16 protein-coding genes are annotated in these 17,390 nt (G+C 65.1%); 1 reads left to right on the top strand and 15 read right to left on the bottom strand.

All coding sequences use genetic code 11. The features are described from left to right. Window positions 1-38 precede the first annotated feature (38 nt). Both hisD and NG698_RS07985 read right to left on the bottom strand, forming a co-directional pair. Window positions 39-1,415 (bottom strand): histidinol dehydrogenase, encoded by a 1,377-nt coding sequence (hisD, locus tag NG698_RS07990; protein ID WP_252609138.1) that lies wholly within the window; start codon window positions 1,413-1,415, stop codon window positions 39-41. Window positions 1,416-1,424: 9 nt separating this feature from the next. Further along, window positions 1,425-1,958 carry a FecR family protein gene (locus NG698_RS07985; protein ID WP_252600780.1) on the bottom strand — a complete coding sequence of 178 codons (534 nt, stop codon included), beginning with the start codon at window positions 1,956-1,958 and terminating at the stop codon, window positions 1,425-1,427. A gap of 159 nt (window positions 1,959-2,117) precedes the next feature. Between NG698_RS07985 and NG698_RS07980 the strand changes: the two genes are divergently transcribed. Continuing rightward, window positions 2,118-2,615 carry a flavin reductase family protein gene (locus NG698_RS07980; RefSeq protein ID WP_104063547.1) on the top strand — a complete coding sequence of 166 codons (498 nt, stop codon included), beginning with the start codon at window positions 2,118-2,120 and terminating at the stop codon, window positions 2,613-2,615. A 10-nt stretch (window positions 2,616-2,625) separates the two neighbouring features. On the opposite strand, the gene dnaE is transcribed toward NG698_RS07980, so the two are convergent. The 13 genes from dnaE to ftsW all read right to left on the bottom strand — a co-directional run bounded on the left by dnaE (window position 2,626) and on the right by ftsW (window position 17,390). Further along, on the bottom strand, window positions 2,626-6,183 hold the full coding sequence (dnaE, locus tag NG698_RS07975; protein WP_252609137.1) for a DNA polymerase III subunit alpha: 3,558 nt from the start codon (window positions 6,181-6,183) through the stop codon (window positions 2,626-2,628). A gap of 50 nt (window positions 6,184-6,233) precedes the next feature. Further along, window positions 6,234-7,160, bottom strand: a complete 927-nt coding sequence (locus tag NG698_RS07970) for an RluA family pseudouridine synthase (RefSeq protein WP_252609135.1) — start codon at window positions 7,158-7,160, stop codon at window positions 6,234-6,236. Then, a complete protein-coding gene (gene lspA / locus NG698_RS07965) occupies window positions 7,153-7,743 on the bottom strand; it encodes a signal peptidase II (protein ID WP_252609134.1) in 591 nt (196 codons plus the stop codon). The genes NG698_RS07970 and lspA overlap by 8 nt, the downstream gene beginning before the upstream one ends. A gap of 93 nt (window positions 7,744-7,836) precedes the next feature. Beyond that, window positions 7,837-8,532, bottom strand: coding sequence for a DivIVA domain-containing protein (locus tag NG698_RS07960; protein WP_252600771.1), 696 nt, complete (start codon window positions 8,530-8,532; stop codon window positions 7,837-7,839). A gap of 177 nt (window positions 8,533-8,709) precedes the next feature. Continuing rightward, window positions 8,710-8,997: a YggT family protein gene (locus NG698_RS07955; protein WP_056342216.1), complete on the bottom strand. Its 288-nt coding sequence runs from the start codon at window positions 8,995-8,997 to the stop codon at window positions 8,710-8,712. 120 nt (window positions 8,998-9,117) lie between these two features. After that, the gene (locus tag NG698_RS07950; protein ID WP_056342219.1) at window positions 9,118-9,648 is read right to left on the bottom strand and encodes a cell division protein SepF; all 531 of its coding nucleotides are present in this window, start codon (window positions 9,646-9,648) and stop codon (window positions 9,118-9,120) included. An 88-nt stretch (window positions 9,649-9,736) separates the two neighbouring features. Beyond that, window positions 9,737-10,480: a YggS family pyridoxal phosphate-dependent enzyme gene (locus NG698_RS07945; RefSeq protein WP_252609133.1), complete on the bottom strand. Its 744-nt coding sequence runs from the start codon at window positions 10,478-10,480 to the stop codon at window positions 9,737-9,739. Next, the gene (locus tag NG698_RS07940) at window positions 10,473-11,162 is read right to left on the bottom strand and encodes a purine nucleoside phosphorylase YfiH/LACC1 family protein (protein ID WP_252600763.1); all 690 of its coding nucleotides are present in this window, start codon (window positions 11,160-11,162) and stop codon (window positions 10,473-10,475) included. Before NG698_RS07940 ends, NG698_RS07945 begins: the two co-directional genes overlap by 8 nt. Before the next feature lie 8 nt (window positions 11,163-11,170). Continuing rightward, window positions 11,171-12,403, bottom strand: a complete 1,233-nt coding sequence (gene ftsZ, locus NG698_RS07935; protein ID WP_252600760.1) for a cell division protein FtsZ — start codon at window positions 12,401-12,403, stop codon at window positions 11,171-11,173. A gap of 187 nt (window positions 12,404-12,590) precedes the next feature. Then, the gene (locus NG698_RS07930; RefSeq protein ID WP_252600758.1) at window positions 12,591-13,529 is read right to left on the bottom strand and encodes a cell division protein FtsQ/DivIB; all 939 of its coding nucleotides are present in this window, start codon (window positions 13,527-13,529) and stop codon (window positions 12,591-12,593) included. Beyond that, complete coding sequence (murC, locus tag NG698_RS07925) at window positions 13,522-14,898, bottom strand: UDP-N-acetylmuramate--L-alanine ligase (RefSeq protein ID WP_252600755.1); 1,377 nt, start codon at window positions 14,896-14,898, stop codon at window positions 13,522-13,524. The genes NG698_RS07930 and murC overlap by 8 nt, the downstream gene beginning before the upstream one ends. Beyond that, on the bottom strand, window positions 14,895-15,995 hold the full coding sequence (murG, locus tag NG698_RS07920) for an undecaprenyldiphospho-muramoylpentapeptide beta-N-acetylglucosaminyltransferase (RefSeq protein WP_252600752.1): 1,101 nt from the start codon (window positions 15,993-15,995) through the stop codon (window positions 14,895-14,897). The genes murC and murG overlap by 4 nt, the downstream gene beginning before the upstream one ends. Window positions 15,996-16,001: 6 nt before the next feature. Next, the gene (gene ftsW, locus NG698_RS07915) at window positions 16,002-17,390 is read right to left on the bottom strand and encodes a putative lipid II flippase FtsW (RefSeq protein ID WP_252600750.1); all 1,389 of its coding nucleotides are present in this window, start codon (window positions 17,388-17,390) and stop codon (window positions 16,002-16,004) included.

Raw genomic sequence — 17,390 nt, 5'->3', positions numbered from 1 at the left:
TAGTGGTGCCCGCAGCCGGCCCCGCGAGGCCTGCTGCGTCAGCGGGCCTCGCGGAAGCGCGCCGTGACCGCTTCACCGTGCGCCGGCAGGTCCTCGGCACCGGACAGGCTCACAATGTGGCCGCTGACTTCCTGCAGCGCGGCCCGGCTGTAGTTGATGACCTGGATGGCGCGCAGGAAAGTGGTGACGTTCAGTCCGGAGGAAAACGCCGCAGTCCCGCTGGTGGGCAGGACGTGGTTGGAGCCGGCGCAGTAGTCGCCCAGGCTGACAGGACTGTAGTCCCCCACAAAGATCGCCCCGGCGTTCCGGATCCGGGCAGCGACCGCCGGCGCGTCAACGGTCATGATTTCAAGGTGCTCAGCGGCGTAGGCGTCGCAGGCGGCGATGCCCTGCTCCAGGTCCTCCACCAGGACAACTCCCGACTGCGGGCCGGAGAGCGCCTCGCATACACGCGCGGAGTGCTTGGTGCCGGCCGCCTGCCGGTCCAGTTCGGCGCGGACCGCCGCGGCCAGGTCCGCCGAGTCGGTGATGAGCACGGAAGCCGCCTGGGGGTCGTGCTCCGCCTGGCTGATCAGGTCTGCCGCCACCAGGTCAGGTTGCGCCGTTGAATCAGCCAGGATCGCGATTTCGGTGGTCCCCGCCTCGGAATCGATGCCCACCACACCCTTGACCAGGCGCTTCGCCGTAGCCACAAAAATGTTTCCCGGACCCGTGACTACATCAACGGGCTCCAGCGCCGGCCCGGCGTCATGTGCCGGCACTCCGTAAGCGAACGCAGCGATGGCCTGGGCCCCGCCGATGGCGTAGACCTCGTCGATGCCGAGCAGGGCCGCTGCCGCGAGGATGGTGGGGTGCGGGAGGCCGCCGAAGTCCTTCTGCGGCGGCGATGCCAGGGCGATGGACTGCACTCCCGCAGCCAGCGCCGGGACAACATTCATGATGACCGACGACGGATAGACGGCGAGACCGCCGGGGACGTACAAGCCAACCCGCGATACCGGCACCCAGTTCTGGCTCACCAGCGCACCGTCGCCGAGTTCGACGTCGAGATCCCGCGGCCGCTGCCCGTCCGCGAAGCGCCGGGCCCGGCTGATGGACTCTTCCAATGCGCTGCGTACCGCCGGATCCAGGTCCGCCAGCGCCCGGGCCAACGAGGCCGCCGGGACGCGGGGGTGGACCTGCTGGACTCCGTCGAAACGGAGTGCCAGGTCGCTGAGGGCCGCGAAGCCGTCCTCGCGGACGGCTTTGATGATATCCAGCACTTTTTGTTCCGCATCCGCCACGGTGTGCTGCCGGGCACGGGGAACAGCAGCGCGCAAACCGGCAAGCGTCAGGCCCCTGCCCCGAAGGTCGACCGTCCGGAAGCTGACAGCGGCGGCAGGCGGGGTGGCAGGAAGTTCAGGAGAAATGGTCACCGGTCCATTTTACGCGCCGGGCGCGTTGTCTTCGGCTACCGGCGTGCCCGCACTCCCGGGCCCGCTCTTGAGCAGGTTTATCAGGCTCAGGACAAACACGGACGTGGCAGTCGCGGCCGGCCACAGGATCAGCACGGACAGGGACCGGAGCGAGAACGCGACGCTGGCATTGACAGATGTATCTGCGGGGCCGCCCCACAGCTGGCCCGCAAGCACGCCGGTCAGCCACGCGATCAGGGCCCCGCCCAGTCCGCCGGCCAGGCCCAGGAGGAAGGCCGCCTGCGCATCGCGGCCGCCTTTATCGGTCAGGAAGACGGCCACCAGGCACCCTGCGAACACACAAAGCCCAGCAAGGGTGAGGTCCCTGAGCAGCCATACCTCCGGATTGGTCCCGTCGGCCAGGGCGGGGTTGCGCGTGATCAGGTTCATCCCCCCTGGCGCGAGCAGCCACCACAGCAGGCCGACGGGAACGCCACCGGCAGCAGCAGCGGAAAACCATTTCCACGGCAGCCGGGAAGACCGGCGGCTGATGTGTTGTCTCATGAAATAAACCTTAACAAAGGTCGGGTATCGAAGATCAAATGACATGGGCAGTCTTGACAGATGACGTGCCGGGTCCAGCGATTGCTCCCTCTCCGACGGGGACTAATACCCTTAAGGAAAAGTCCATTTCAGCCTGCTTTTCAGGGAGCAACTTTCAAGATGACAGACAAAACGCCGTTCGAGGGCACCTTCAAGGAAATGTTCCGGCGGCATGCGGCCGGGGTCGCGATCATCACCGTGAACTACCAGGGCGAGCCCTACGGCTTTACCGCCACGTCCGTGGCGTCACTTTCAGCGCAGCCGCCGCGGTTCACTTTTAACATGGCCCGCAGTTCAAGTTCGTGGCCGGCCGTGGCCAATGCCACCTACCTCGGCGTCCACATGCTGGGCCTGGAAAACCAGGCGCTGGCGGACCGTTTCGCCCGCACCAAGGACAGGTTCGGCGGGGACCACTGGGAACTTGGCCCGCACGAGGTCCCGATCCTCAAAGACGTCGCGGGCTGGCTGATCGGCAAGATCCAGATGCGGCTCTCCTTCGAGAACAATGCCGTGGTGGTGGTTGAAGTTGTGGACGGCGAAGTGGGCGACGACGGTTCGCCGCTCCTGTACCACGCCGGCGGCTATGGCCAGCCGGTCCCGCTGGACTACGAGATCTAACTTTCGGGACCTAGTTGTCCAGGCAGGTTGGGCCCAGGAGCACCTTCAGGTCGCCGAACAATGACGGACTGGGGTTGACCCTGAGATGGACGGGGAGGCCCATGACTTCCGTCCGGGTGTCCCCCTGCAGGTGCAGCCGGACTTCAGAGTTCCCCCGGTGGTTCCGCAGGACATCGCCCAGTTCGGTGACAACAGCTTCGGTTGCCTTGTGGGTGGGCATCGAAATCAGCACGGGGCCGTTGGTTCCTTCACTGAGGTCCGGAACGGACAGTTCCATGCAGTTCAGCGTTACGGCACCGTCGTCCCGTCGCTGCAGGCGCCCCTTGACCACCACGATCAGGTCCTCGGCCAGGACCGACGCGATAGGGCCGTAGACCTGGCCGAAGAACATCACCTCCATCGAACCTCCGAGGTCTTCGATTTCGGCACGGGCATAGGCGTTGCCACTCGCCTTCGCGATCCTGCGGCTGAGCGAGGTGATCATGCCGGAGATGGTGATGATGGCGCCGTCGTGCGGCCCGTCTTCGCCGATGATCGAGGTGATGGACTGGTCCGCGTGCTGGCTGAGGAGTCCTTCCAGGCCCTGCAGCGGGTGGTCCGACACATACAGGCCGAGCATGTCCCGCTCAAAGGAGAGCTTGTCCTTCTTTTCCCATTCCGGCAGGTCGGGAATCTCGATGCTCAGCGACGCTTCGGATTCGGCCTCCTCGAAACCGGCGAAGAGATCGAACTGGCCGATCGCTTCGTTTCGTTTGAGGGTGATGACGGAGTCGATGGCCTCTTCATGGATCATCGCCAGCGCACGCCGGTGGTGGTTGAGGGAATCGAAGGCTCCGGCCTTGATCAGGGATTCAATGGTCCGCTTGTTGCAGACCACGGCGGGGACCTTCATGAGGTAGTCCTTGAAGGACGTGTAGGCGCCTTCCTTTTCGCGCGCGGCCACCATCGCTTCGACGGCGTTGACCCCTACGTTGCGGATGGCGCCCATGCCGAAGCGGATGTCGGTGCCTACCGGGGTGAAGTTCAGCGCGGATTCGTTCACATCCGGCGGCAGCACGGTGATTCCCATGCGCCGGCATTCGTTGAGGTAAATTGCCGATTTGTCCTTGTCGTCACCGACCGACGTCAGCAGCGCAGCCATGTATTCCGGCGCAAAGTGCGCCTTCAGGTAGGCGGTCCAGTAGGAGATCACGCCATACGCGGCGGAGTGGGCCTTGTTGAAGGCGTAGTCGGAGAACGGCAGCAGGATATCCCACAGGGTCTTGACGGCGGCCATGGAATAGCCGTTGTCCTGCATGCCCTGGGAGAATCCGGCGAACTGCTTGTCCAGCTCGGATTTCTTCTTTTTACCCATGGCGCGCCGCAGGATATCTGCCTGCCCGAGGGAATAGCCCGCGAGCTTCTGGGCTACGGCCATCACCTGCTCCTGATAGACGATCAGGCCGTAGGTTCCGCCGAGGATTTCAGCAAGGGGTTCCTTGAGTTCGGGGTGGATCGGAATGACTTCCTGGATCCCGTTTTTGCGCAGCGCGTAGTCGGTGTGCGCGTTGGCGCCCATGGGACCTGGCCGGTAGAGCGCGAGCACCGCGGAGATGTCTTCGAAGTTGTCAGGCTTCATCAGCTTCAGCAGTGAGCGCATGGGGCCGCCATCAAGCTGGAACACGCCCAGGGTGTCGCCCCGGGCCAGCAGTTCATAGGAGGCCACGTCATCCAGGGCCAGGCTGTCCAGGTCCAGGTCCAGGCCGCGGTTGAGCTTGATGTTCTCCAGGGCGTCGGAAATGATGGTCAGGTTCCGCAGGCCGAGGAAGTCCATCTTGATCAGGCCCAGGCCCTCACAGGTGGGGTAGTCGAACTGCGTGATCACCTGGCCATCCTGGATGCGCCGCATGACCGGGATGACATCGATGATGGGGTCCGAGGACATAATGACGCCGGCGGCGTGCACGCCCCACTGGCGTTTCAGCCCCTCAATGCCGAGAGCCGTCTCGAAGACCTTGGCGGCCTCGGGATCAGTGGCGATCAGCTGGCGGAAGTCACCCGCCTCGCTGTAGCGCTTTGAGTCCTTGTTCTGGATGTCGGCGAGCGGGATGTCCTTGGCCATCACGGCCGGCGGGAGCGCCTTGGTCAGCTGCTCGCCCATGCTGAACGGGTAACCCAGCACACGGGAGGAGTCCTTCAGCGCCTGCTTGGTCTTGATGGTGCCGTACGTGACAATCATGGCCACGCGCTCGTCGCCGTATTTCCGGGTCACATAGTCGATGACCTCGGACCGCCGACGGTCATCGAAGTCAACGTCGAAGTCAGGCATGGACACACGGTCCGGGTTGAGGAACCGTTCAAAGATCAGCCCGTGCAGGAGCGGATCCAGGTCCGTGATGCGCATGGCGTACGCCACCATGGAGCCGGCTCCGGAGCCACGGCCCGGACCGACGCGGATGCCGTTTTTCTTCGCCCAGTTGATGAAGTCGGCCACCACCAGGAAGTAACCCGGGAACCCCATGGAGGTGATGACTTCGAGCTCGTAGTCAGCCTGGGTGCGGACTTCGTCCGGGACACCGCCCGGGTACCGGTATTCCAGTCCCGTGGCAACTTCCTTGACCAGCCAGGATGTCTCGTCCTCGCCCGGCGGGCACGGGAACCGCGGCATGTAGTTAGCACCGGTGTTGAACGAGACATCGCAGCGCTCGGCGATCAGCAGGGTGTTGTCGCACGCATCCGGGTGGTCCCTGAACAGCTCCCGCATCTCCTGCGGGGATTTGAGGTAGTAGCCGCTGCCGGAGAACGCGAAGCGGGAACCGCCGTTGTCATACGATGGCTCCAGCAGCGTGGAACCCGACTGGATGGCAAGCAGGGCCTCGTGCGCCTTGGCGTCGTGTTCGTGCGTGTAATGCAGGTCGTTGGTGGCCACCAGCGGCAGGTTCAGGTCCTTGGCCAGCCGCAGCAGGTCCCCCGTGACCCGGCGTTCAATGTCCAGGCCGTGGTCCATCAGTTCGCAGAAATAGTTCTCCGCACCGAAAATATCCCGGAATTCCGAGGCGGCTTCCATGGCCTCGCGGTACTGGCCCAGCCGCAGCCGGGTCTGGACCTCGCCCGAAGGGCAGCCAGTAGTGGCGATCAGGCCTTCGGAGTATGTGTTCAGGAGCTCACGGTCCAAACGAGGCCACTTGCCGAAGACCGCGTCCAGCGAGCCAATGGACGAGGCCCGGAAGAGGTTGCGCATGCCGACGTTGTTATAGCTCAGCAGCGTCATGTGGGTGTAGGAGCCACCGCCGGAGATGTCGTCCTTGCGCTGGTGTTCCTCGCCCCAGCGGACACGGCTTTTGTCCGTCCGTGCGGTGCCGGGGGTGACGTAGGCTTCGACGCCGATAATCGGCTTGATCCCCTGGTCCGTGGCGCGCTTCCAGAAATCGAAAGCCCCGAAAAGGTAACCGTGGTCGGTGGTGGCCAGGGCCGGCATCCCGAGGCGTTCAGTCTCGTTGAAGAGCTCACCCAGGCGGGCTGCGCCATCCAACATGGAGTATTCGGTGTGGTTGTGGAGATGGACGAACGAGGCATTGCTGGAAGTCACCGCACCATTCTAAGCGCTGGCGGACCGCCAAGGACCCAGCGACCCAGCCGCTAGGCCTCCCCGGACTCCAGGACTTCGAGGGCAAAGGCCAGGTCCTGCGGGTATTCGCTGGTAACGGTCACGCGCTCCCCCGTTACCGGGTGGTCGAAGCCGAGCTGCCGGGCATGGAGCCATTGCCGGGTCAGGCCCAGGTTGGCGGCGAGCCGAGGATCCGCCCCGTAGGTAAGATCCCCGGCGCATGGGTGCCGCAACGCTGAAAAGTGGACCCGGATCTGGTGTGTACGCCCGGTCTCAAGGTGCACCTCCACCAGCGTGCCCTTACCAAAAGCCTCCAGCACCTCATAGTGCGTGATCGACGGCCGGCCGTCTTCGATCACGGCAAAGCGCCAGTCGTGTCCGGGGTGGCGACCGATTGGTGCGTCGATAGTGCCCTCCAGCGGATCCGGGAGCCCCTGGACCACCGCGTGGTACACCTTCTCCACGGTGCGCTCCTTGAAGGCCCGCTTCAGGGCCGTATAGGCGCGCTCCGTTTTGGCCACCACCATCACCCCGGACGTGCCGACGTCGAGCCGGTGCACGATTCCCACCCGCTCGGGGGAACCCGACGTCGAGATCCGGAAGCCGGCTCCGGCGAGACCGCCGACTACCGTGGGCCCTACCCAGCCGGGCGACGGATGCGCGGCAACGCCCACCGGCTTGTCCACAACGACAAATTCGTCGTCGTCCAGCAGGATTTTCAGGCCTTCCACAACTTCCTCCACTACTTCGAGCGGGTCCCGTCGTTCAGGCACCGTCACTTCCAGGACATCTCCGGCAACCAACCGCGCGGACTTTCCGAGTTTCTTGCCGCGGCTCACCACGTTGCCTTCAGCAATGAGGGTCGCGGCCATTGACCGGGAAATCCCCATCAGCTTGGCGAGCCCTGCGTCCGCCCGCGTTCCGCCGAATTCGTCGGCGACCACCACACGCTCAGACACCGTCCGTGTCCTTCGGCTGTGCCGCCTCTTTCCGTGGCACCGCGACATGCCGTGAACCGTCAAGGGCGATCCCCTTCAGCGTGAGGATACAGATGATGGCCACCGCTGAGACCACCGCGGAGTCGGCGATGTTAAAGATCGCAAAATTGGGCAGCTGGATGAAATCCACCACGTGCCCCATGCCGAACGAGGGCTCCCGGAAGAGCCTGTCCGTCAGGTTGCCCAGGGCCCCGCCCAGGAGCAGACCCAGTGCCAGCGACCACCAGGCCGAGCCCAGCTTACGCACCTGGAGCAGGATGGCGATGGAGACGCCGGCCATGATGATGGAGAACACCCACGTGACATTTTCCCCGATCGAAAATGCGGCGCCGGAATTGCGGATGAAGTACCAGTGCAGGAGCGGCGGAAGCACCGGAATGCGTTCACCCTCCACCATCGAGGACGTCACCCAGAGTTTTGTCAGCTGGTCCAGGACGTACGCAAAGACCGCAAAACCGGCGAAGAGCGAGAGCAGGAGTGCCCGCCGGGGGCGGGCCGATGAAGGAGAAGGGTTTGCGGCGTCAGCGGCGAGGTGGTCAGTCATAGTGCTTTCATTTTGTAAAACAAATGTTAAATCCCAAAAACCGGCGGTCGAGGAATCCTCAGCCACCGGTTCTCAGAATACGTGCTTGACGAACTAGTTCGCTTCAACCTCAGGTGCCGCCACGGAACCGCGGGCGTCAAGGTCGCGCAACTGGCCTTCAATGTAGGCCTTCAGGCGTGAGCGGTAGTCGCGTTCGAAGCCGCGGAGTTGCTCCACCTTGCGTTCCAGGACGGATCTCTGCTGCTCGAGGGCACCGAGGATCTTCCGGGACTTCTCCTGGGCATCGTTGACCAGGCTGCTGGCCTCGATCTGGGCCTCTGCGATGATCTTGTCCTTCTGGGACTGACCGTCGGCGACGTGACGGTCGTGCATCTGCTGCGCCATGGCGAGCAGGCCGGCAGCGGACTCGGCTGAAACCGTGCTTCCGTTGGCTGCGGTGGGCGCAGCAGCCGGGACGGCCGCAACAGGTGCTACCGGCTCGGCTTCCTTCTTCTTGGCGGCGTCGAGAGCTTTCGCCTCGACCTCGGCCTTAGCCGGGGACTCAACCTTGTCAGCCTTGACGGGTGCGGGAACCTTCTCCACCACCGGGGCGGACGCAGCGGAGCTGGCCGGCACACCGGAACCTGCTTCTGCAAGCTTCTTGCGGAGCTCATCGTTCTCCTGGTTCAGGCGCCTGAGTTCCACAACGATCTCGTCCAGGAAGTCATCAACTTCATCCTGGTCGTAGCCTTCGCGGAACTTGGTCGGCTGAAAGCGCTTGTTGACAACGTCTTCTGGCGTCAAAGCCATCTGGTCACCTCATTGGTCTAGTTAGTCAGTAGGCCTTCCGGCCGTCAAAACTACGGTACCTAAATATTGTCTGGTTCCTCTAATTCAACACTGGGTGTCAAACCGGAGATTTCTTCGCGGCTCAGAGGGAGTTCCAATTCCAGGAACTTCGCCTGCGCCGCTAGGTCTTGTCGAAGATTACGCGAAACCCCTGGTGACCGCCATCGCGATGCTGACGGCGATGAACAGGACCAGAAACCCGAGGTCCAAAGTCACCCCGCCGAGCCTCAACGGCGGGATCAGCCTCCGGAGCCCCTTGAGGGGCGGATCGGTGATCGAGTACACCGTGTGGGCCACCACGAGGGCAACACCACGCGGACGCCATTCCCTGGCAAACATCTGGACCCAGTCAAAGACCAGCCGGATGATCAGCGCCACGAAGAACAGCAAAAGGGCGATATAGACAAGTCCGAAAACAATTCCCATGACTTAACTCATATCTCCATGTCCATTCCGGATACCGCGGTGCCCTGCCAATGTTTCTTGTCTATTTCAGCACAGATGCCAGACAGGTGTACCTGTCTGGCATCCGGAATAAGCTCAGGGCTAACTTTGATTGAAGAAGCTGGCCTGGGTCTCGCTGACCTTCTTGTCATCGCCAATGACCTCAATGTACGACGGTGACAGCAGGAAAACCTTGTTCGTGACGCGTTCGATGCTGCCCCGGAGACCAAAAACCAGCCCTGCCGAGAAGTCAACGAGACGCTTGGCGTCCGCTTCGCCCATGTCGGTGACGTTCATGATGACGGGGATGCCGTCCCGGAAACTCTCACCGATGAGCTTGGCGTCATTGTAGGACCGCGGGTGGATCGTGGTGATCTGCCGAAGCCCGGACGGTTCTTCGCGGCTTGAGGCCGCACGCTTGATGGGGGTCACTGGTGCGCGGTATTCCTCTTCGGGGGCGTGTGATGACTCGCGGCTGACGTCGCGGACCGGTGCCGGTGCACGGCGTTCCTCGCGGTCAACTTCCATCGAATCGTCCTCGTCCTTACGTGTTGTGGTGTGCTCGGACTCGTAGTGTTCATCGCCATCGGCGAGCCCAAGATAGATCATTGTCTTGCGCAGAGCGCCGGCCATGGTCGACTCCTAATCGTGTCCGTAGGCGGGCCGCCCAATGACTTGACAGCCTTGAATCCCCCGCCATTCACTTCCTATGGGTTCGACGCTACCCCACGTCAGGACGCGATCCGAGAATATCGGAACCGATTCGCAGGTGTGTCGCACCGAAACGGATGGCCGCTTCCAGGTCCTGGCTCATGCCCGCCGAGATGGCGGTTGCGCCGGGATGCTCCGCTACCAAGGCCGCCGAGATGGCCGCCAGCTTTTCAAACGCCGCCTCAGGACTGGTGCCCAACGGGGCGACAGCCATAACGCCGGCCAGTTCCAGTCCTGCCGCAGCCGCCAGCCGCTCGGCCAGGAGTGGTACCTCCGCGGCGGCCACGCCGCCGCGATGCGCGCCGGCGTCGTCGTCGTCGAGGCTGACCTGAATGAAGCAGTCCAGGGCTCCCCGGCCCGTACGCTCCTGTTCCGCGGCGATGGCACGCTCAAGGCCATCAACCAGGGCCAGCCGGTCCACGGAATGGAGCGCATGGGCATACTTCACCACGGATTTCGATTTTTTGCTCTGCAGCTGCCCGACGAAGTGCCAGTTGAGTCCGAGGCCTGCCAGTTCGGCCGCCTTCGAGGAGGCTTCCTGGTCCCTGTTCTCGCCGACGTCGCGGACGCCGAGGGCAGCCAGGCGCCTGATGTCGGCGGCCGGATGGAACTTGGTGACCACAATCAGCGTGGGCAGGTCCCCCGCCCGGCCTGCATCCTGGACGGCCGCATCAATACGACGCTGCACGGCGGCGAGGCGCTCCGCCAGATCAGCCATCCGTTCGGCGTTGTCCTCCACAGTGCCCTCATTCATGCGACCACACCAGTCCCGCGAAGCGCCCGGTGGTGTTGGACCTGCGGTAAGAGAAAAGCTCTTCGTTTTCAAGCGTGCACGGACCCGCATATTCGATGACGACGCCGGCAGCTTCAAGTTGGCTCTTCGCCCCTGCTGGGAGATCCAGTGCGGGCGTGCCCCAGGACGTGGCAGCCCACGTCGCCGGCACCTGGGCAGCTACTTGGGCGCGCAGTTCGGCGGGCACCTCATAGCAACGCCCGCAGATTGACGGGCCCAGCCAGGCACGGATGGCGGTAGCCCCGGCTGAGCGCATCCGCTCCACTGTCGCCGGGAGAATGCCGTTTTCTATCCCCGGGCGGCCTGCGTGCACGGCGGCGAGGACCGGACCGTCAGGTCCTTCCCCTACGAGTACTGCCGCGATGCAGTCGGCCACCATCACCGCAAGCGGCAGCCCCCGCGACACCATGGCATCGGCGGTCGGCGCTGGCGTGGCCGGCTCCATCATTTCCACCGCAGTGCCGTGGACCTGCTCCATGAACCGGAGGGAACCACGGGTTAGGCCGGCAGCGTTCTCCAGCGCCTCCCGGCGCTGGAGAACATCAGCGGCGTTGTCCCCGACGTGCAGGGCAAGATTGCCGGCCTGGGTGTCTGAGAACGCCACACTCACACCAGCAGACACTTCGGCCCGCCAATAGAACAACCCGGGCCCTACTTCAGGAAGTCGGGGACATCCAGGTCATCGGCGCGGTTGCCCGAGAGGTCCGGCTCCACTACCGAGGGCAGGTCGACGTCGAAGCCTGAATCGGCGGGGACCGACGACGGGCGCTGTTGGCCCCAGTTGCTCAGGCCTGACGCGCCGACTCCGGCGTGGACCGGCTGGACGTTGTGCTGGTGGCTGCCACCCGAAGTGGGGGCCTGAGCCGGCGCGGGTGCCGCTGCGGGCCGCTGCGGCGCAACCTGCGGCTGCGACTGGTCCATGGAGGGAGAGGTGGCCTTGACGTCGTCGAAACCGGCGGCAATGACCGTGACACGGGCCTCGTCACCGAGTGCGTCGTCGATCACGGCACCGAAGATGATGTTGGCTTCGGGGTGGGCCACTTCCTGGACCAGGCGGGCAGCTTCATTGATTTCGAACAGGCCAAGATCGGAACCGCCCTGGATGGAGAGCAGGACACCATGGGCGCCGTCGATGGAGGCTTCCAGCAGCGGCGATGCAATGGCGAGCTCGGCAGCCTTCACCGCACGGTCTTCACCGCGGGCGGAGCCGATGCCCATCAGCGCGGAGCCTGCGCCCTGCATCACGGACTTGACGTCCGCGAAGTCGAGGTTGATCAGGCCGGGGGTGGTGATGAGGTCCGTGATGCCCTGGACACCGGACAGCAGGACCTGGTCAGCGGAACGGAAAGCGTCCAGGACGGAGACGTTGCGGTCGCTGATGGACAGAAGCCTGTCGTTCGGGATGACGATCAGCGTGTCCACTTCGTCGCGGAGGGCGTCGATGCCCGCCTCTGCAGAACCCGCACGACGGCGGCCCTCGAACGTGAACGGGCGGGTCACCACACCGATGGTCAGCGCTCCGAGAGACCGGGCGATGCGTGCCACCACAGGGGCGCCGCCGGTGCCCGTGCCGCCACCTTCGCCGGCGGTCACAAACACCATGTCCGCGCCGCGGATGACCTCTTCGATTTCGTCGGCGTGGTCCTCCGCAGCCTGCTTGCCCACCTCGGGGTTGGCGCCTGCACCGAGCCCGCGGGTCAGCTCACGTCCGATGTCGAGCTTGACGTCTGCATCGCTCATCAACAATGCCTGTGCATCGGTGTTGACCGCGATGAATTCGACGCCGCGAAGACCGACCTCGATCATGCGGTTGACTGCGTTCACGCCACCGCCGCCGATGCCGACGACCTTGATGACGGCCAAGTAATTCTGCGGAGCTGCCACGTTACGTGTCCCTTGTTCGTGTCCTATTGCGAAAACTGTGGAGTCGGGCTTGAAGCTTCGAACCTTAACCTTCGAGTTGAAGGTTATAGTTATGTCAAGTAACTCATGTCTGGAACGCTATTTCCTATGGTTCGGACATTCAATAACCGGAGCCGCGTGTCGCGGGAATACCGGGTAAATAAAGCGTTCAGCGCGTCACCGGATGCCGGGGCGCGCTCACATCGTACACACGGACGGGGTTCTTCGGGTCCGCGGGAACTTTGAGCAAGGCTTCAAGCACCTTGGCCTTGAGCTCCTTCTCCCCCGCATTCCCCCAAATGATGGTCTGACCGTCCACCAGTTTGAGCTCAACGGCGTCCACTGACTGGGCGGACGCGTTGGACAGCTTCGACAGCACGTCCAGCGGGAGTGCACCGAGGACCGCTGCGGTGGCCTGGAAGAGGTCCTTGCCGATGGTTCCGGCGCCGCCGTCGATCACGGGCAGGGCAACTGCGGCCGGGTCCGCAGGGCTGGCCAGGACCACGCCGTCCACATCCACCAACTGGTACTGCTCCCCCTGCTTGACCAGGGCCACCGGGACCCGCTCCAAAACCTGGACCATCAACCCGGACGGCGGGCGTGCCTGGGTTGAGACGGACTTGATCTGGACGAGCGGCGCCAGGAGGCGGCTGACCTCCTCATCGCTGATCTGGGGCAGGGGTTTGCCCTTCAGGGGCTCCAGTGCGGCCTGCACCTGTTCCGTGGTGACGAGCCGGGTCCCGGACACCGTGACGGTGCCTACGGCGAGTGCCGGCGAAAAGATTGCGGCGGCCAGCAGCGCGCAGACCAACGCCAGGACAGTGCCCAGGGTCACCAGGATGTTCCGCTTAAGGCGTTTTCCGGGCGGCTCCGGGAAGGCCAGCACATTGTCGGTGCCCGCCGGCGCCTTGCTTGCCGGCGCCTTGCCTGCTGGTGCCTTGTCTGACGGCGGGTTCCGGTCCGCGAACTTCGCATTCTTGCGGTCGGGCAAAGACGGGGTGTCCGCCTCGGGGGCGCGTTTGGAGGCCGAGATGACCTCCGGTTCCGCTGGCGCGGGTGGCTGCCGCCTGCCCGGTGAAGCGTAGGTGGGCCGGCGCGGTCTACCCACTGAGAGCCTGCACGATCTGCGGTCCGAAAGCCGTGACATCCCCTGCCCCGACGGTCAGGATGATGTCGCCGGGCCCGGCGGCGTCCGTAAGGGCAGCAACCGCCCCGCCCGGCTCCACCAGGCGTCCGCCGGGCGACAGGTGCTCGGCGATGAGCTGGCTGCTGACTCCGGGGATGGGATCTTCGCGCGCGGGGTATATGTCCAGGACCAGGGCCGTGTCTGCCAGGTTCAGCGCATCTGCGAACTCCCTGGCAAACTCCCTGGTGCGGGAGAACAGGTGCGGCTGGAACAAAACATGGACGCGGTGCCCGCCGGCCACTGACCGTGCAGCCGTCAGGGCGGCCCGGACTTCGGTGGGGTGGTGGGCGTAGTCGTCATAGACGCGCACGCCGCGCGCCTCCCCTTTCAGTTCAAAGCGCCGCGAAGCGCCCGCGAAGTGCGCCAGGGCACGCGCGGCAGCGTCGGCGTCGACCCCCAGCTCCAGCGCGACGGCGACGGCGGCGGCGGCGTTCAGCGCGTTGTGCCTACCCGGGACCTGCAGGTCCAGGGCGAACCGCCCGGCCGGTGAGGAAACCGCCACGTCCCCCGGGCCGCCGTCGTGCAGCACCAGGTCCGACCCGTCCGAGGTGCCGTACAGCACCACCCTGGTGTTGCCGCGGGCGAGCGTGCGCTCTGCCAGGGCTGCGGCGCCGGCGTCGTCAGCGCAGGTAATCAGGACGCCGTCGGCCGGAAGCAGCGCCGTAAAGCGGTCGAAGGACTCGTAGACGGCCTCTGCGGTGCCGTAGTGGTCCAGGTGATCGGGTTCGACGTTGGTGACCACGGCAATCTTTGGCCGGTAGTTCAGGAAGGAGCCGTCGGACTCGTCCGCTTCGGCCACAAAGACCCCTGACGTGCCGTGGGCGGCATTGACGCCGAGCGCAGGCACGTTGGCGCCGATCGCAAACGACGGATCCATCCCGGCGCCCTGGAGCAGGACGGTGATCATGGAGGTGGTGGTGGACTTGCCGTGAGTGCCTGCCACGGTCACTACGAGGTCGTCCCCCATGGTGGCCGCCAGCGCCTCCGAGCGGTGCAGCACGGGCAGGCCCGCCGCACGCGCGGCCACCAGTTCGGGGTTGTCCGCACGGATCGCCGAGCCGGCCACCACGGTCTGGGCATTGCCCAGGTTGGCTGCGGCGTATCCGGCGGCGATCCTCGCGCCGGCGGCAGCCAGCTCCGCCATCACCGGAAGGTCCTTGGCATCCGATCCGCTGACGGCGACGCCGCGGGCCACCATGATGCGGGCCACGGCGGACATTCCCACCCCGCCGATGCCGATGAAATGTACTCGGCCCAGGGACTCCTGGCTGCGGATGTTTGTGGGGATCATGCGGATACCGCTTCCAGGACAAGGTCAGCCATGCGCTGATCGGCGTTTCTGATGCCAAGGCGGCGCGAGCTGGCGGCCATGGTGGCCAGGCGGCCGGGGTCGGTGACCAGGGGGATAAGCATACCGGCCACCCACTGCGCGGTGAAGTCCTTATCCTGGACCAGGAGTGCGCCACCGGCGTTCACGAGCCCCGCCGCGTTGAGCGCCTGCTCGCCGTTGCCGATGGGCAGCGGGACAAACACTGCCGGCACTCCCACGGCGGCCACTTCGCAGACCGTGGCCGCTCCGGACCGCGCCAGCAGCACGTCCGCGGCTGCGTACACCCGTTCCATGCCGTCCACGTACTCCAGCTGCCGGTAGCCCGGCGCGGCGAGCGGGCCGCCGTCGGGCCCCAAAACCGTCTTGCCGCGGCCGGTGATGTGGAGTGTCTGGATCCCCGCCGCGCCAAGGTCCTGGACGGCGGCAGCGACCGCGCGGTTGATGCTCTGGGCGCCGGAGGAACCGCCGGTCACAATCAGCGTGGGCGAGGTGGGATCCAGGCCCAGTTCTTCGCGGGCGGCGGCGCGGGCAGTGTCCCGGTCCAGGCTGGAGATTTCGGTCCGCATGGGCATGCCCACATGGCGGGCGTGACGCAGGCGCGTGGTGTCGAAGGCGGTGGCGACGTGATGGGTCAGGAACGATCCCACCCGGTTGGCCAGGCCGGGCCTGGTATTGGCCTCATGGATCACGATGGGGATTCCCCGGCGCCGGGCGGCGAGGTACAGGGGTGTGCAGACATAGCCGCCGACGCCCACCAGGACGTCGGCCGAGGCGTCGTCGAGGATGCGTCCGGACTGCCTGACCGCCCCGGCCAGCCGTGCGGGCAGCTTGAGGAGGTCAATGGAAGGTTCCCGCGGAAACGGCACCCGGTCGATGGTGGCCAGTTCAAGGCCGGCGGCGGGCACCAGCCGGGTTTCCATGCCGGCGGGCGTGCCGACGGCGAGCAGCCTGGCGCCGGGCACGGCGGCACGCAGGGCGGCCGCGATGGCCAGAAGTGGGCTGATGTGGCCGGCGGTTCCGCCGCCCGCCAGGACAATGGACAGGTTCTGGGAAGTCATCTGGTGCTACGTACGCTTTCTTGCGGTTGTTGTGGGGCTGGCGGTTTTGCGGGCAGCGGTTGTCGTGCCGGCGGTTTTCCGGCCAGCAGGTTTGCGGCCAGCCGATCCCCCGGCCTTCTTGGCGCCGAATTTGAGCAGTTTCTTCGGCCTGAGGGCAGGCGCCATCTGTTCGCGGGCAAGCGAGAGCACCACCCCCACGGCGCAGAGCGACATCAGCAGTGCCGAACCGCCGTAGGAAATGAACGGCAGCGGTACGCCGATCACCGGCATCAGCCCCGTCACCACGGCCATGTTGACCGTGGCCTGCCCCAGCAGCCACACCATGATGGTGCCGGCCAGCACCCGGTGGAACATATCCTCCTGCGCCACCACTACGCGGTAGATGGCGGCGCCAAGGATGGCAAAAAGGACAAGCACGACGACGGTGCCCACCAGGCCGAGTTCCTCGCCGATGATGGCGAAGATGAAGTCGTTATGGGCTTCCGGGATCCAGCTGTACTTCTGCCGGCTTTGGCCGAGGCCGACGCCGAACCAGCCGCCGGACGCAAGCCCGTAGAGCCCATTCGTGGCCTGGTAGTTGGCGTCAATGCCGTCGGCACAGGACTGGCCCGTCCACCACGAGGTGATGCGGCACATGCGGTTTGAGCTGGTGATGGCCATGACGGCCGTGCCGGCGGCTGCGGCCAGTGCGGCGAACCCGAACAGGTACAGCGGTACTCCCGCGAAGAAGAGGGCGGCAGCAGTGATCATCATGATGATCATGGCGGTGCCCAGGTCATTGCCCAGCAGGACCAGGCCGATGACCCCGCCCGCCAGCGGCACGGCCGGGATCAGCACGTGGGGCCAGCGCCGCAGCAGCTTCCCTTTCCTGGCCAGGACAGTGGCCATCCACAGCGCCAGAGTCAGCTTGGACGCCTCGGACGGCTGGAAGGTGATGCCGCCCAGGTCGATCCAGTTCTTGTTGCCGTTGACTTCGTCTCCGATCAGCTGCACCAGGACCAGGAGGACAAGGGCCCCGCCCAGCCCCGGCCATGCCAGCCGCTTCAGCCAGACCACGTTGATGCGGGAGAGGACAAACATGGTGAAGATGCCGATGGCGGCGAACATCCCCTGCTTGAGGGCGTCGCCGTAGGGCGACTTTCCCGCAGCGATGGATTCGACGCTGGAGGCCGACAGCACCATCATGATGCCGATGGCGGTCAGGGCCAGCGTGGAACCAAGGATCAGGTAATACGTTGAGCCGTTCTTGGAGGTGCCGGTTCCTTCCAGCGTGGACCAGAAGGCCTGGTACCAGTCCCGGATCCGGTCCGGCAGGGTGATGGTGGACTTTACGGGCGAAGCGGGTTTCCCGGCGCGCGGCCGGGACGCCGGCGACCGGGTGGGCGTGCTGACCAT

Origin of the sequence: Pseudarthrobacter raffinosi (genome assembly GCF_023913735.1) — a bacterium.
Taxonomy (GTDB): domain Bacteria; phylum Actinomycetota; class Actinomycetes; order Actinomycetales; family Micrococcaceae; genus Arthrobacter; species Arthrobacter raffinosi.
The sequence above is the reverse complement of the archived record's forward strand: the minus strand, read 5'-3'. Positions and strand labels throughout refer to the sequence as shown.